At 39.4% G+C, this 15,373-nt stretch carries 13 protein-coding genes; 4 read left to right on the top strand and 9 right to left on the bottom strand.

Going from position 1 to position 15,373, the window contains the following annotated elements; genetic code table 11:
- Positions 1-2: 2 nt before the first annotated feature.
- Positions 3-2,585 (bottom strand): SLBB domain-containing protein, encoded by a 2,583-nt coding sequence (locus JXQ92_RS11520; RefSeq protein ID WP_421986767.1) that lies wholly within the window; start codon positions 2,583-2,585, stop codon positions 3-5.
- A 74-nt stretch (positions 2,586-2,659) separates the two neighbouring features.
- Positions 2,660-3,787, bottom strand: a complete 1,128-nt coding sequence (locus JXQ92_RS11515; RefSeq protein WP_421986766.1) for a glycosyltransferase family 4 protein — start codon at positions 3,785-3,787, stop codon at positions 2,660-2,662.
- 106 nt (positions 3,788-3,893) lie between these two features.
- On the opposite strand from JXQ92_RS11515, the gene rfbB reads away from it, so the two are divergent.
- From rfbB to rfbD, 4 genes are read left to right on the top strand one after another with little or no spacing between them, the layout of a single operon-like run.
- Entirely contained in the window at positions 3,894-4,946 is a 1,053-nt protein-coding gene (gene rfbB, locus JXQ92_RS11510; protein WP_421986765.1) for a dTDP-glucose 4,6-dehydratase, read from the top strand.
- Positions 4,943-5,491, top strand: coding sequence for a dTDP-4-dehydrorhamnose 3,5-epimerase (rfbC, locus tag JXQ92_RS11505; RefSeq protein ID WP_421986764.1), 549 nt, complete (start codon positions 4,943-4,945; stop codon positions 5,489-5,491). The genes rfbB and rfbC overlap by 4 nt, the downstream gene beginning before the upstream one ends.
- Before the next feature lie 2 nt (positions 5,492-5,493).
- Complete coding sequence (rfbA, locus tag JXQ92_RS11500) at positions 5,494-6,357, top strand: glucose-1-phosphate thymidylyltransferase RfbA (protein ID WP_421986763.1); 864 nt, start codon at positions 5,494-5,496, stop codon at positions 6,355-6,357.
- Positions 6,358-6,365: 8 nt separating this feature from the next.
- Positions 6,366-7,223 carry a dTDP-4-dehydrorhamnose reductase gene (rfbD, locus tag JXQ92_RS11495; protein ID WP_421986762.1) on the top strand — a complete coding sequence of 286 codons (858 nt, stop codon included), beginning with the start codon at positions 6,366-6,368 and terminating at the stop codon, positions 7,221-7,223.
- A gap of 77 nt (positions 7,224-7,300) precedes the next feature.
- On the opposite strand, the gene JXQ92_RS11490 is transcribed toward rfbD, so the two are convergent.
- From JXQ92_RS11490 to JXQ92_RS11460, 7 genes are all read right to left on the bottom strand, one after another.
- Positions 7,301-8,587, bottom strand: a complete 1,287-nt coding sequence (locus JXQ92_RS11490) for a hypothetical protein (RefSeq protein ID WP_421986761.1) — start codon at positions 8,585-8,587, stop codon at positions 7,301-7,303.
- On the bottom strand, positions 8,584-9,672 hold the full coding sequence (locus JXQ92_RS11485; protein ID WP_421986760.1) for a DUF1972 domain-containing protein: 1,089 nt from the start codon (positions 9,670-9,672) through the stop codon (positions 8,584-8,586). Before JXQ92_RS11485 ends, JXQ92_RS11490 begins: the two co-directional genes overlap by 4 nt.
- 3 nt (positions 9,673-9,675) lie before the next feature.
- Positions 9,676-10,785, bottom strand: coding sequence for a glycosyltransferase family 4 protein (locus tag JXQ92_RS11480; RefSeq protein WP_421986759.1), 1,110 nt, complete (start codon positions 10,783-10,785; stop codon positions 9,676-9,678).
- Positions 10,786-11,802, bottom strand: a complete 1,017-nt coding sequence (gmd, locus tag JXQ92_RS11475; protein WP_421986758.1) for a GDP-mannose 4,6-dehydratase — start codon at positions 11,800-11,802, stop codon at positions 10,786-10,788. It lies immediately after the preceding gene.
- A 211-nt stretch (positions 11,803-12,013) separates the two neighbouring features.
- The gene (locus JXQ92_RS11470; protein WP_421986757.1) at positions 12,014-12,718 is read right to left on the bottom strand and encodes an acyltransferase; all 705 of its coding nucleotides are present in this window, start codon (positions 12,716-12,718) and stop codon (positions 12,014-12,016) included.
- 45 nt (positions 12,719-12,763) lie between these two features.
- Positions 12,764-14,017, bottom strand: coding sequence for a hypothetical protein (locus JXQ92_RS11465; protein WP_421986756.1), 1,254 nt, complete (start codon positions 14,015-14,017; stop codon positions 12,764-12,766).
- Positions 14,014-15,366, bottom strand: a complete 1,353-nt coding sequence (locus JXQ92_RS11460; RefSeq protein WP_421986755.1) for a hypothetical protein — start codon at positions 15,364-15,366, stop codon at positions 14,014-14,016. Before JXQ92_RS11460 ends, JXQ92_RS11465 begins: the two co-directional genes overlap by 4 nt.
- Between the last annotated feature and the right edge of the window lie 7 nt (positions 15,367-15,373).

Raw genomic sequence — 15,373 nt, 5'->3', positions numbered from 1 at the left:
ACTTAGTTACCAGAATTGTTATTGGAAATTTGGCTAACAATGAGAGCAAGGGTTGCAAGTCCACTGGTGATTGCTACCACATCTTGAATTCTCACCGGAATTTTCAGAGGTCTGGCAGGGACGATAATCTCAGCACCCCTAGCTGCCTTTGGATAAAACCTAAACCATAAAAACCTTTTAGTTCGAGCAACTTCTCCATTTGCATAAACAACGTAAGTTCCATTTTTCTTTGCTCTGTTGTCGAACCCCCCTGCGCTATTTATATAATGCTTCAAGGATTTTCCTTCTTCGAACCTTACGGTAGTGGGGTAAAGGAGTTTCCCCCTTAATCTTACTGTTTCGATATTTTTCGGGATGACCAAAACATCCCCCTCTTCAAGCAATAAATCGGAAGGAGAACCGGGCCTTTTTACAATCTCGTCAAGTTTTATACCGATTGCTTCTGCCTGTTTAAATTGTGAGTTCCCCAGCAATGAATTCTTCTCTAAAATCTCTTTTAACCTTTCTCTTTTAGCAAAACTGGAAAGTGATTGATTATTCACATTTTGCTCTTCTAACCTTGTCAAATTATCCTCAATTCTTCGCATCAGTAAAAGCTCAGATTCAGTAAGCGTTTCAGGTTCATTTTGTAATCTTTGCTGTAATCTAACCAAGTCATCTATTTGAGACTCTATATCCGTCTCCTCTTCAAAAAATTCTGTACGCCTAATCAGTGTGGCTCCTTCTATAAATGCGTAGTTATTTAAACCGCCTGCTCGCTTTAAAATATCCGAGATCCTTTCCCCGTGATTTTTCATAGCATAATTGCCCGGGTACATCACTTGTCCTTCGATACTGACAAACTTTTGCAAATGGAAATTCGGATTGCGTCGAATAAAGACATGATCAAAAGGTTCTAAGACAAATGGCTCTGAATTAGTTAAACCTGCGAAGTCTGAACCAATATCTTTCACTATTACCTCTGACAAATCAAAATTTTCATCATTATCACTAACAACCCGTCTTGTTATTTCAACTTTTCTTCCCGTCGCTGATTCTTTAAACCCACCTGCAAACAAAATAACATCTTGTAAAGTCATACCTTCCGAATAAGCGAATACTCCAGAATTATTCACTTCACCGGAAATCTCCACATACCTTTCAGCCTTAAGATCATTTCTCGAAAGTATATTCAAGACATCTTCTTGCATCAATGGAATATCTTTATCCTCACCGCTTAGTACTTTTCCCAAGTTGAATGAAATAGTCTCTGTATTCAAATCACTAGTTGTTCTGGTGATATAGGCTTTTTCTAGAAAAGCATCGGGTCTTAGACCTTCATTGTTATCAATTAAACCTTTAACAGTAGTGTTCTCGTTAATTGAAAAATTGCCGGGACGAAAAACCGCTCCCTTCACAATTACCCTATTCTTATACCGATCTAGCACTCGTCCAACTTCAAAAACATCACCTGTTCTCGGTAAGAAAACCGCGAATTGACCAGTATTAACATCTGCTATTACCCGTTCATTATCAACAATCCGATTCACTTTGACTTCTTTCGAGTAAGCATTTTCCGAAAATCCACCTGAATAGTTTAATAACGTCTCGAAAGACTCATCCTGTTTCATTTCAAACCTCCCTGGTCTCTTGACGGCTCCTCTCAATTCAATTCGACTAGTGTAAGGACCAACTATAATGACATCGTCGTTTTCAAGTCGGATGTTCTTATCCGAATTCCCATTTATGATAAAGTCATACAAATCGACTACCGTGACCAATTTGCTATTCCTAAAAACTTTAACTTCTCTTAATGTCCCACTTTCTTTAATTCCTCCCGCTAAATAAAGGGCGTTAAATACTGAGCCTAACGAGCTCATTCTATAAGTTCCAGGAATCTGAACCGCACCTACTATGCTCACTCTTATAGTTCTTAATTGACCCAATGATATGGATAAAAATGTATTGGGGTTGTCACCTCCTAAACCAGTATAGGACTTTGCCAGTTTACCTCTAAGCTTTGATTTAGCCTGTTTAATTGATAAACCAGAAACACCGACAGGCCCAATGTTCTCTAATAGAATATTACCCTCAGGGTTTACTTCTGCCTGATAGTAACTTTCCGATTGCCCATAAATATCAATGAAAATTTCATCACCAGGGCCAAGCCGATAATCTTCTGGCGTCGGAATATTGAGATCATTCTGAAATGACAACAGCGAACTATTACGAAAAATATCTAAACCAAAAATATCCGATTCTAGGTTACTTAATCTCGTTAAAGAATCTTGGTAAGGCTTTCTTAATCTAGTTTCTTCTACTGGAGAAAGCGAAAGCGCAGAAATTCGCTCCAAATTGATCTCATTTAGTCTCGAGCTTAGCAATGAGATATCGCCTACTGATACACCTTGAGCTTTGGCGAGTTCAATAATATCGCTTTGAGAATAACCTGCAGCTGTGGCTTGTTGAATAAGAGATTGAACTTGGTCATCCGATAGTTCAGAAACCTTAATTGAAGAAAAATCTGGAATAGTCTGTCCAAGAATTACATATGGACAAAAAAAGAGGACTAGTGCTAAAGTCCATTTCATTTTATTATAGCGCATAGAGCAACAGATTCTTGATCTCTGCAAGATAAGATTTAATTAAATAAAAGAAGGATTAAATGACGGGAATAGAATTACCCGGCGTTCTTAGAGATGGAAACGACTTTTGCTTCATTTCTCTGAGCGCGATTTCGCTCTTTAAGCTCTTCTTTTCTTTTGTCTATAGCAGACTTAAAAATTAGCTCGAGAATTGTGCCTAAAGCAAAAACAGTGACTAATAAAGATGGGATTACAACAGCATCGGTAAAATTCTTCAAAACCAGTGCTAGAAGCACAAAAACGATGTTAACTGTTACAAGTATACCTGTAGATTGTGCATGATTACAACCAAGTCTTAGCAAGATATGGTGAAAATGTGTTCTATCTGGATGCATAGGAGACTTACCTTTTGCCACACGTTTGACAAAAACACGTGCTGTGTCGGCTAAAGGAAGAATCAAAATAGCCATCGCGGTTCCAATAGAACCACCAAATGCATATTCACCTAGGGTTAGCATTGAATTAGAATCAATAAACTTAATTGTGGCTATTGATAGAAAGAACCCTATAAACAATGAACCAGTGTCTCCCATGAATATTTTCGATGGTGCCCAGTTGAAATTTAAGAAAGCAAGCAATGCCCCTCCAAAAGCAAATGAAATCAAAGAAAAAGACACTAAGCCGTTAAGATAAAACCAAGTCCCGAAAAAGATTGACGATATGACACCAACAGAACCAGCCAACCCATCAATACCATCAATCAAATTATAGGCGTTGGTAATTACGATAATTGTAAAAACCGAAATTAAATAGCTAATCACTAATGGAACTTCACCAATACCAAAAAGGCCATAAAGGGACATTAATCTGATATCACATACTGTAACAATTATTAATGCGGCAGCAATCTGCCCAAATAGCTTCTGAAAAGCTCTCAGGTTGATTAGATCATCTCGAAACCCTATTATAAACATTATTGAGAGAGCACTTAAAACATATTTCGTTTCTCGCAATGTTTCAAATGGGGCCCAAATCAATAGAGCAATACAGAAACCAATAAACATTGGAAAGCCACCCATAGCAGGTGTCTTTGCCGTATGAATCTTCCTTCCTCCAGGATCATCCAAAAAATTTCGTCTCTTGAAGAATTTGATGAATACTGGAAACATCAAGAAAGTGACTAAGAAAGAAGTTCCTCCTACTAAAAATATCTGTTCCATCATTAAAATTAGATTCAAATATAACAACGAAAAGCCTCATTAAAAATAACCCCAAAATTTCTTTAAAAAGATCAATTGTATTGTGGGAGGCATTTACTAGCTTCGCATCATGAAGAAAGTTCTGATTACTGGAGGAGCCGGATTTATTGGAAGTCATTTGGTTAGGCTATTTATAAGAAAGTATCCAGACTACTCAGTTTACAACCTAGATGCCCTTACCTATGCAGGTAATCTTGAGAACCTTATGGATATTCAGGATCACGAAAACTACACCTTTATCAAGGGAAATATATGTGATGCGGCATTCATAGATGCACTGTTTGCTGAGCACAAGTTTGACAGTGTTATACACTTAGCGGCTGAGTCACATGTGGATAGGTCTATTACGGATCCGCTGGCTTTTGTTAACACCAATGTGATAGGTACGGTCAACTTATTAAATGCAGCTAAAAAAACATGGGCAGACAACATGGATGATTGTCGTTTCTATCACGTATCTACAGATGAGGTTTATGGTTCTCTGGGTGACGAAGGCTTCTTTTTAGAAGATACCTCTTATGATCCACAGTCACCTTACTCAGCCTCTAAAGCTAGTTCAGATCATTTTGTGCGAGCTTATGCAAATACGTACAAATTGCCAGTAGTGGTTTCCAACTGCTCCAACAACTACGGACCAAATCAATTTCCAGAAAAATTACTCCCACTCTGTATCAATAACATAAAGCACAGTAAGCCCCTGCCAATTTATGGTAAAGGGGAGAATATTAGAGACTGGCTGTATGTAATAGATCATGCAACTGCCATTGACAGCGTTTTTCATCAGGGCAAAAACGGTGATACCTACAACATCGGCGGCTTTAACGAATGGAAGAATATAGACATCGTAAGACTGCTTTGTGACATTATGGATAAGAAGTTGGGTAGAGATGAAGGCACCTCTCAAAAACTTATCACCTTCGTAAAAGACAGAGCAGGTCATGATATGAGGTATGCCATTGATGCAAGTAAAATCAAGGATGAGCTTGGCTGGATCCCGTCCCTTCAATTTGAAGAAGGCCTGGAGAATACTGTTGACTGGTACCTTGAAAATGAAGTGTGGCTGGAAAATGTCACCTCTGGTGCCTATCAAAGCTATTACGACAAACAGTACTCTAATTCATGACGATTACTCAAACCCCCCTTGTCGATTTATACCTTATACAGCCAAAAGCATTTTTGGATGAGAGAGGATATTTCATGGAGGTGTCTAACGACAGCCGAACAAAGGGAAGTGTACTTGATTCATACAATTGGATTCAAGAGAATGAGTCCATGTCTTCGAAAGGTGTATTAAGAGGTATGCACTTTCAAAAAGGAGAATATGCACAAGCCAAATTGGTTAGGGTTATTTTAGGAGAAGTTTTTGACGTGGCAGTAGACCTACGCGAATCTTCGCCAACCTTTGGAAGGTGGTTTGGTATTTATTTATCAGGCGAGAATAAAACCCAACTTCTGGTACCTCGTGGCTTTGCTCATGGCTTTTTGGTGATCTCAGAATCGGCTATCTTCTCATATAAGTGTGACAACTTTTATGCACCGGAATATGACTCGGGCATCTTGTATAATGATGCAGAAGTAGGCATAGAGTGGCCGGAAGTAAATACGGAACTCAGGCTATCTCCAAAGGACCTGAACTTAAGCACCTTGAGAACAGGATATCGATTTTAATCATGAAAGGTATTATTCTAGCAGGTGGATCTGGCACCAGACTACACCCACTTACCATAGCCATTAGTAAACAACTAATGCCGGTATATGACAAGCCGATGATTTATTATCCATTATCGGTTTTGATGCTCAGCGGTATTAGAGAGATTTTGATTATTTCTACTCCTCATGATCTGCCACTATTCAAAAAATTATTGGGAGATGGCAGTCAGCTAGGTTGCAGGTTTTCTTATGCAGAACAACCTCGACCTGAAGGATTAGCACAAGCCTTTATCATTGGCAAAGAATTTATTGGTGATGAAAGTGTGGCCCTCATATTGGGTGATAACATTTTCTATGCATCAGGCTTGCCCAATCTGCTAAGAAGCAATGTAGATCCTGATGGAGGAATTGTATTTGCCTACCGGGTAAATGATCCCGAACGCTATGGCGTAGTAGAATTCAATAAGGATAAGGAGGCCATTTCTATTGAGGAAAAGCCCGAAAATCCAAAATCAAACTACGCAGTACCAGGACTCTACTTTTATGACAACTCAGTAGTGGAGATTGCCGCAAAACTCAAGCCAAGTCCTAGGGGCGAACTTGAAATTACAGACGTAAACAAGCACTACCTGGAACAGGGAAAACTTAGGGTAAGTGTGCTCGACCGGGGAACTGCCTGGCTCGATACGGGTACTTTCACATCTTTAATGCAGGCATGTCAGTTTGTACAGGTTTTGGAAGAAAGGCAAGGCGTAAAAATATCATGCATCGAAGAAATTGCCCACTCTATGGGCTTCATAGATGACAGTCAGCTACTTAAGCTGGCCAACTCGCTTGAAAAATCAGGCTATGGCAAATACCTGAGAAAGATCGCTCAACAATAACCTAATCTATGAAAAATGTGCTCGTTACAGGAAGCAATGGCCAACTCGGATCTGAGTTGAAACAACTTATTGGGGTTCACCCAGGTTTTTCCTTCACGTTTATTGATATTGAAGATCTAGACTTTACCGATGGGCTTTCCGTGGATCGTTTCTTTGAGGGAAAATCCTTTGATGCTATTATCAATTGTGCGGCCTATACGGCTGTTGACAAGGCTGAAGAGGAAAGGGAAATGGCCTACAAGGTCAATGAAGGAATTCCCCGATTACTGGCCAACAAAGCCAACCTAAACAAGGCAATTCTTGTACATGTTTCAACTGACTTCGTCTTTGAGGGAAAGGCACATAAGCCTTTGAAAGAAACAGACGATACTTACCCGGTAAGTATTTATGGTGAAACGAAGCTAGCCGGCGAAATTGCAGTGAGCACACATGCCAAAAAACACTTTATCATACGTACATCCTGGTTATACTCTACTTTTGGAAAAAACTTTGTAAAGACCATTCTAAACCTTTCAAAGTCAAGAGACGAAATGAGGATTGTGGCAGACCAGATAGGTACACCTACATATGCCAGAGATTTAGCCAAGGTAATCATGCATATATTGAAAACGGATTCTGACAATTATGGGGTTTATCACTTTAGCAATGAAGGAACTGCCAGCTGGTTTGATTTTGCGCACGCCATAGTAGAACTTAGTGGCAATGAATGCAAAGTAAACCCGATCCCAGCCAGTGCTTATCCTACACCAGCGAAAAGACCGGCTTTCAGCCTCATGGATAAGTCAAAAATCAAAGACACTTTTGATTTAGAAATAGATCACTGGACCAAGCCTCTCAAAAATTGCCTTGATCTGATTCAGGATTAGGATTTGACACAATAAAAAGCAACGGGGCTTGCCATAAGTGGCAAGCCCCGTTGTTCATTGCTGTTGGCAATCACCACTTAAAATGAACTTACGATTTCATCATAAACCTGAGTTAGTGGAAAGCGTTCTGGTAGTTTTGATTGTGGAGCCGTATCAATGAAGTAGCCGATTCCATGGTGTTCACCATTTTTTATGGCTACAAAGGCAAGGTATTGATTAAAATTTTCAATGGTTGTATCACCTACAATGTTAAAGCCTTCTGGAATATCATTTGGATATACCAACTCAACAAAGAGACTATTACCTCTATTGTCTACTTGAAATATTTTTATCGCATCTTTTTCAGCCATAAAAGAATTCAGCTTGTCCTCTGCATACTTGGCCGAAGCCTCATTGTCAAATTCTACAAGAAAATCTCTGGACATTCTAGGAAAAATGTTGGTGAAATCACTGACACCCATTTTTAACATAAATGCCTTATGTTCTTTAATTCTCCAGTAATATGTCAGGTGTTTATGTGGTTTCTGATGCAAGCCTGTTGAGATTATTATGCGCTGGCCAAAGGCCAGAAGCTTACCCAAAACTTTGTCATACTCTTTCAAGATAGTGTATACTGGATCCTGGTCTTGAGGGCAGTACCAATTTGGGTTTTTCAGATCACCCTCATAAGCTTTCGAGTTGAAAAGGTAATGATGTTGTAAGTGGGCTCCTGAATTGAGAAATAGTGATGAAAAATCAGGCTGGTGCTTTTTCCACTGGTGGACGAAGAGATCACCCAGAAGCTTGTCAAGTACAATAGCCTTTACGCCAACCATACTCTTGATCTTCGTAAACAGTGAGAGATATTCAAAATAACTCTGCACTGGCACCACCTTCATGTACGTTTTGAGCATGGCCAGAACGGAAGATTTTGACAATTTTCCTTCAGCATTGTCATTCACTGCCTGAGAAACAGCTTCTGAAACAGCCAGAACGAAAGACTCTCCGCTAGCCTTAGTTTCAGTCCAAGGGTCGGGAACGAAAAATTTAGGGTTTTTCAGCCTATTATCTGCATTAAAAGGGCTAATGGCTCCTACACTGTGTCCTTTCTTTTCGGCAATTTCCCACAGTTGTTCCAGGTCTTTTCTACTGACAATGTCTCCCAGCCTGAATACCTGATGTTCGTCATAGTTTTTGCCTGTATGCACAGTAGTCCACTGAATCCAAGGTTCAAGTAGCTTATACTCATTTTCCGAAGTGGTCTCCAGATAACCATAGGTATCAAAGAGGTGTTTGAAATTAGGTAACAACCCCTCTTCGGCATACTTTTTAATGAATTCAAAGTTCAACTCATTCAGTCCAAGTAAAATCAGTTTACCAGTCATAGTTCTTCAATTCTGTTACTCAAATTGCCTGCTAATTCTTTCCAGTTGTAGGTATATTTTACTTCCTCAAAATTAGCCTTAATTTTCGCATCGTCAAGGCTAGTAGCATCGGTATAATACTCAATAACTCCTTTTACTTCATCTCCATCTTTAAAATAGCCCTCTTTTTGCAGCAAAACCCCTTTATTAAAGACATTGTCATGTGCCACTACGTTGGCTTTACACGCCATAGCTTCGAGCAACGAAGGGTTCGTTCCTCCGACAGAGTGTCCATGAAAGTAAATGAGGCAATACCTTCTAAGACTATCCAATTTTGACTTGTCAAAGATACCTCCCAAAAAACGAACTTTATCTCCGTATTGTTCAAATAAAAGCTCACCAAATTTTGTATTGGTATTTCCCACAATTAGCAGAGGTTTTTGACTTTTACTTTTGAGATAACCCTCAATTACAGTTTGTACATTGTTTTCAGGCTCCAATCTAGCTATTACCATATAGTAATCAAAAGGCGCTAATTGATATTCAGTTAAAACCTCCTTTGTAAATTCCAAGTCGGTATCGGCACCGTATGGCAAATAAAAGGTCTCCTTATCAGGGTATTTACCTTGGAGGTAATCAGTAATGCCATGGTTGTCAGAAATCAATATATCTGATGAATTGGCAGCCAATTTTTCTAGCCACCGAAAACACTTTTGCATAAATGGAGACCATTTAGTCCTTTTCCACTCAAGCCCGTCCATGTTAGTCATTACTACCGGCTTTGCCTTTTTGTAAAACCATATGGAAGGTGCCGAACTACCGTAACCTAATTCAATGACTACCTCAACCCTTTTTTTGATAGCATCTTTCAGGCAAACCCAATCGTAAATAAAATTGGCAAAAGGGCCCATCTTCAAAGGAAGTGGTTTTCTTACAATTTTCACCCCTCGATACTCATTTTCGGTATAAGGGTGATCAGTACTGTTATATACATATACCTCATGCCCTAGTGAAACCAAGTGTACAGACAGATATTCGGCACACTGTTCAAAGCCTGAATAGTTATTAGGAATGCCCCGAGAGCCTACAATTGCAATGGTCTTCATGAGTTAATGGGCGGTTAATAAATTATGAAATTGTTTTCCGATGGTTTCCCAAGAGTAGGTTTTCAAAACAGTCTGTCTGATCTCTTCTACCTTTTCTACCGATATGGGGTTTTCTACAGCATCTTTGATAGCCGCTTCAAGACTACCAGCCTCATTTATGTCTATGTGGTACTTACCAAAGAAGGTATAATCTTCCAGTGAGGTAGTATTTGAGCAGATAACTGGTACGCCAAGACAAGCTGCTTCCAATGGAGGCAAGCCAAACCCCTCACTAAAAGATGGGTAAACGAACAGCCTGCAGTGTCGATAAAAAGAAACTAGGTCTGAGTAAGGTATAGACTCTAAAAAGAAAATTCTCTCCTCACAATCTTTACTAATTTCAGACAAGGCCTGATTGAGTTGAACACTATCTAAGGCCCTCTTCCCTATCAATACCAGATCATACTCATTGTGAAGTTCTAAGCGGTTGAAAGCACGAATAAGTTCTGCATGATTTTTACGAGGCTCAATGCGGCTTACAAACAACAAGTATTTCTCTCTGATTTTATATTTATCTATAATAGGAGCTACCTTTGTCTTATCCAAATTGGTGAAGTCCTCATTGATTCCCAATGGAATGTCATTGATTTTTGACTGCTTGATCTTAAAAAAGCGACTGATGCTCTTTTTAGAGAATCGAGAGTCGGTTATTAAGATGTTGCAAATTTTGGCAGAGATTCCATACAGAAGGCCTCTCATCGTTCTAACATGAAATGGATAATCCTTAGGATAATTGAGGAAAAGCACATCGTGAACCGTATTAATGGTTCTGGCCTTGATCAAAGGGGATACCACATACTGAAAGTGCACAAAATCTACTTCGTACTCCTTAGCTAGTTTAGGGAATTCATAAAGGTACCTTTCAAAGCGCTTTGTACTGTTCAATTGAATGAGATGAATATTTTCCAAGTCTGGAAATTCCTCTCTCAGAGAATCGAGGTTCTTAGCTGCCAAATACAATGTTGTATCTGGAAAACTCTTGGCTACACTTGTATACAAGCCCCTCAAGTAAGTACGTGTCCCTTGAAAGAGATCATCAAAAACATGACAATCCACTAATATCCTATGTGACACTTAGGCTTCTTTTTTAAGGTCATAATCCATCATAAGCCTCACGAGACCATCCAGATCGACTTCTTTTTCCCAACCGAGAACCTCTTGTGCCTTTGTTGAGTCACCCAAGAGTTGATCTACTTCTGCAGGGCGATAGAATTCTTTTGAAACCTCCACTAGAACATCACCTGTTTCTGTATTGACTCCTTTTTCATCCGTCCCTTCACCTTCCCACCTAATAGTGATACCAATGTGTAGGAAGCTTTTTTCTACAAACTCCCTAATGCTATACATCTTACCTGTTGCCAATATATAATCGTCTGGTGTGTCGTGCTGCAGCATCAGATACATACCTTTCACATAATCTCCGGCATAGCCCCAGTCTCTTTTAGCATCCATATTCCCCAAAGTGATCTTATCTTGCTTGCCGTGTTTGATACGCGCCACCGCGTTTGTGACTTTCTTGGTTACGAATTCAATTCCTCGGAAGGGAGATTCATGGTTGAAGAGAATACCCGAACAAGCAAACAACCCAAATGACTCTCTATAGTTTTTTACAATCCAGTGTGCATACAGTTTGGCCACACCATAAGGACTTCTTGGATAAAATGGTGTGTTCTCAGTCTGCGGTACTTCCTGTACCTTTCCAAACATCTCACTGGTAGAAGCCTGATAATATTTAATAGTCGGGTCCAGGGTTTTGATGGCCTCCAGAATCCTGACCGGCCCCATGGCATCTATGTCGGCAGTAAGAATGGGCTGGGTAAAAGAGGCTCCAACAAAGCTTTGAGCTCCGAGATTATAAATCTCGTTAGGCTTTACATCTCTGATCACATTAAAAATATTAGAAAACTCAAGCAGATCCATGTAAACATGGTTCACCTTTGAATCTATTCCCAGTTCTTTCAAACGCCACGAAAAAGAGTCCACTCTTCGTCTGTCTGCTCCATATACTTCATAGCCATTGGCGAGAAGATGGTTGGCCAAATAGGCCCCATCTTGACCATTTATACCGGTAATTAATGCCTTTTTTCTCATATCTTAAGCGTAATCTATCGTATAATCTTTATGTATTGTTATCCTAAAAATCAACTTAAAGGACTCTTTTCGTAAAATCTATTAAAAATTATCCCCCTAAATTTTTGTTCGTTAAAAATAGTATATAACGGAAGAAAATGGAAGAATATTAAGCTTAATGAAAGCGCTTTAGCAAATAATAGATATTGTTAGCTCAAAAACGAATTTAACATCAAGTAGCCTTAGTTGATCCCTGATCTTTTCTGTTCTTAATTACTCTTGCTGGGTTTCCTACAGCAATAGAGTATGGAGGCAGGTCTTTTGTAACAATGCTACCAGCTCCAATCACACAACCTTCTCCCACAGTGACACCACCCAAGATACATACATTGCTTCCAATCCAGCAATCTGACCCTATTTGAACAGGCTTTTTTTCTGTACCCTGAAAACGAATGGGCAATTCAGTATTGCCGAATAGGTGATTATCGGAATGAACAGTAAATCGCTCTCCTATGATGCAATCCCGCCCAATCTTGATTCCTCCATAACCTCCCAAGTAACTATTAGAACCCATGGCTACATTATCACCTAGTTCAATTCCTTCTCCTAAATCGGTCAAAACTCCCGTGCATTTAAAAATGGTACCAGAGCCGAGGTTATTGTTAAGCCCCAGGACAACGCCATTTTTCGAAAGCCCAGACAATTCCACATCGCGGCCTAGGGTAGAATTACGACCTATGGCTACTTTGTGTCCATATACCAGCTTTACACGTCTACCAGCAAAAATTCGCCTCCTATACCAAAGCATACCTCTGATTAACATTCCACAGCGCTGAAAAGCAAAAATCCATAAGTCCCTGTCGGAAAGTTCAGTCGAAAGTTCGAACTGATCGCCCTTAATTTTTTTGTACTGTCTTTCGAGTAATTTCTTAATCATGGGATGTTGCGCTGATCTGGTTTTAGATTAAAATAATAAAAGAATTTAAATCGTGATTTGAAACTTACTCTCTGCAACTGCCTCTTTGGCCGGCAAGCTGTTGATGACTCCAAAGCATAAAATGCAATACCAAAAAAGTTGTGTATTAATATTAGCATTAAAAACCAATGGAATCATAACCCATAAAAAGGCTATGTTTTTAAATAACTTGGTGGATACAATAAAGACCCAAATAAACACCACTGCCAGAAGTACTCCAAAGTCATATAAGAACCCAGGGAAAAAGTGAAGAGGAAAAAGGTAATCAGGCCCTGCTGTTGGTGCTAGAAAACCGGTCATCAATTCTGAACCATAGTCTATACCATTTCCCAGCCAAAAAGACGATTCGAAGGGCTGCAACTGATAGAGATAAATAAAGAAAGGGGCTACTCGTACAAAAGAGCTACCGTCTTGAGTTGCCAACTCGGATAATGATTGAATCTCAATATTACCGGTAAAGAAAGAAAAGAAATTGATTAAGCGTTCAAAAAATGGCAGACCTGACACGAGATACACTACGATGATACCTCCTAGCACAAGTACAGCAATATTTTTGAAGTTGAAGTGCGACCTTTTCAAAAATAGTAAGAAGGGTACCGGAAGCATCAGGAATGAGAAACTACTCACATAGCTAATCATCATGTATAGATACACCACCCAATATATAAGTGGTGTAGTCTTATTATAATAACGGTTGAGCTCTAAAATCGCCACCATCGTAGTAGCTGTTAAAAAGCCTGCATATGAAGGCTCTGTGGATAATGAGCCTTGACGAAAAACATCACCATCCAATTGGTAGATCGTGCCAAACGGACCATGTTGAAGCCCCGTTTCACCAATATTGTTTGGTATAAACAGTCCAAGTGATACATATATCTGACCCAAAATCAGCCAGATCAGATACATGAAAAATATAAACTTGAGGCCAGTAAGAAAAACCTTTGGGCTGAACTGTGCATTGAACACAACAAAGAAATAAATAAAGAAAAGCAGATAGACGATGGTAATCAGACCAGAGCTCTGAAAGTTCAATCCAAATGATATCAATACACTTAATACAAAAATTATGATCCCGTTACTAGGTAGGAGTATAGATCTTCTGGAAATAAGATGATTTATAATTAATAGCCCTGCAGCTACCATAAACATGCTAACGTTATTGTTCAGCATTAAACCAGAAAAGGCCATAGTTATCAGACTCAACCACAACAGAAAGTCGGTCAAGTTAATGTCTTTCACATATAGCAAGGTTATTTTCATCTTCCTTTGCAGTAGTTTGTCAAAGCATAGGCCAGGGAATTTAAATTTTCTTCTTTCATAGCGCCTTCTTCTTCATCATTCCAGGTACCAGCGTATGCATTTGTATAGAGCCACTGACTAAACTGCTCCTGATTCATCTTGTCCTTATCAGCCTCTCGACAAGATTTTATCAGATCATCAAAGTTCTTACATTGAGCAAAATGGTCAACCCCTATCCTGTAACATCCTTTAAGGTGATTGAAAAAGACATCAGAGAAGGTAAAGGATACTTTTCCAAGTAATGCTGCTTCATAACCAGCAGTACTACTCACGCTAAAAATTGCCTGAGCCTTATCAAGTATTTTTCTAGAGTCAATGTGTTCATTCACCACTAGTACATTAGGCAAAGCTTTGATCTCCTTAAAAAAGGAAAAACCTCTATTCCCCATAGCATTGGGATGCTCTTTTACCAGCAAGTATGAATCTTCATCCAGAATCTTCCAAATATTGGTAATATTCTTAATTTGTTCTTCGTAGTACTGACCCAATACGTCAATAGAAGCTTCTGGCTGCATGTGTAAAGGATAAAACACAAACTTCTTATCTTTTACTGCTTCCCAGGTTTCTGTCTTGACAAACTTATACTGAATCGAGTTTCTTTCATCTCGATACCCTTTGAAAAAACGTCTATACCAGTGATACATAACTGATGGGTCGTGTCGGTCAATTCTCTCGGCAGTAATGTAGCGCTTGAGCCTCATGAGCCGCGACCCAAATGACCTGGATTTAGACAGGTTCTTGGTATTTTTGGCGAAATAGGTAGGCTTTGAAACCTGAATGGTTTTATAGTCAGATACCAATGCCTGCTCAGGATTATAAGCAAGGTAATCACGTTCTCCTTGATAAAAGGCAAAGTGCCTGTCTGGCATTCTCGTAACATGTGGGCGAATGTAAGTACAATTCAGCTCCTTTGCATTGCGAGTCACTCGGTTGATAGTCAGCTCATGCCCCCAGGTAAGCTCTCCTATCACATACCGTACATCATGCTTTTTGAGAAAATCATAGGTGTAATCTCTCACCTTGTGAAGATACTTTTTCATACTAGCCCTCTCAAATTTTAAGTAACGATCGTGGTAAACTATTTCATTGATCTTGCATTCGATATGCGCCGGCTCAGGAGCTGGTGGTACATTTTTAGGCAAAAAGAGAATATCCGCCTCATTTACCAGCTCATCCGCCAAAAGATCATTTTTGATCTTTTTATTCACCACAATCCATACCACTTTAAAGTCACCTTGCTTAATTAGCCTTCTAGCTACTTCAAGAAACAGGTAGGTCTTTCCAAAATTGGCAACAAAGCAAATCGTCATTGGTACT

The sequence above is a fragment of the Roseivirga sp. genome, assembly GCF_049099775.1.
In the GTDB taxonomy this organism is placed as follows: Bacteria; Bacteroidota; Bacteroidia; order Cytophagales; family Cyclobacteriaceae; genus Roseivirga.
The sequence above is the reverse complement of the archived record's forward strand: the minus strand, read 5'-3'. Positions and strand labels throughout refer to the sequence as shown.

Excerpts from the sequence above, each read along its gene's own strand:
- JXQ92_RS11520 (WP_421986767.1), bottom strand. The coding sequence starts at position 2,585 with ATGCGCTATAATAAAATGAAATGGACTTTAGCACTAGTCCTCTTTTTT.
- JXQ92_RS11515 (WP_421986766.1), bottom strand. The coding sequence starts at position 3,787 with ATGATGGAACAGATATTTTTAGTAGGAGGAACTTCTTTCTTAGTCACT.
- rfbB (WP_421986765.1), top strand. The coding sequence starts at position 3,894 with ATGAAGAAAGTTCTGATTACTGGAGGAGCCGGATTTATTGGAAGTCAT.
- rfbC (WP_421986764.1), top strand. The coding sequence starts at position 4,943 with ATGACGATTACTCAAACCCCCCTTGTCGATTTATACCTTATACAGCCA.
- rfbA (WP_421986763.1), top strand. The coding sequence starts at position 5,494 with ATGAAAGGTATTATTCTAGCAGGTGGATCTGGCACCAGACTACACCCA.
- rfbD (WP_421986762.1), top strand. The coding sequence starts at position 6,366 with ATGAAAAATGTGCTCGTTACAGGAAGCAATGGCCAACTCGGATCTGAG.
- JXQ92_RS11490 (WP_421986761.1), bottom strand. The coding sequence starts at position 8,587 with ATGACTGGTAAACTGATTTTACTTGGACTGAATGAGTTGAACTTTGAA.
- JXQ92_RS11485 (WP_421986760.1), bottom strand. The coding sequence starts at position 9,672 with ATGAAGACCATTGCAATTGTAGGCTCTCGGGGCATTCCTAATAACTAT.
- gmd (WP_421986758.1), bottom strand. The coding sequence starts at position 11,802 with ATGAGAAAAAAGGCATTAATTACCGGTATAAATGGTCAAGATGGGGCC.
- JXQ92_RS11470 (WP_421986757.1), bottom strand. The coding sequence starts at position 12,718 with ATGATTAAGAAATTACTCGAAAGACAGTACAAAAAAATTAAGGGCGAT.
- JXQ92_RS11465 (WP_421986756.1), bottom strand. The coding sequence starts at position 14,017 with ATGAAAATAACCTTGCTATATGTGAAAGACATTAACTTGACCGACTTT.
- JXQ92_RS11460 (WP_421986755.1), bottom strand. The coding sequence starts at position 15,366 with ATGACGATTTGCTTTGTTGCCAATTTTGGAAAGACCTACCTGTTTCTT.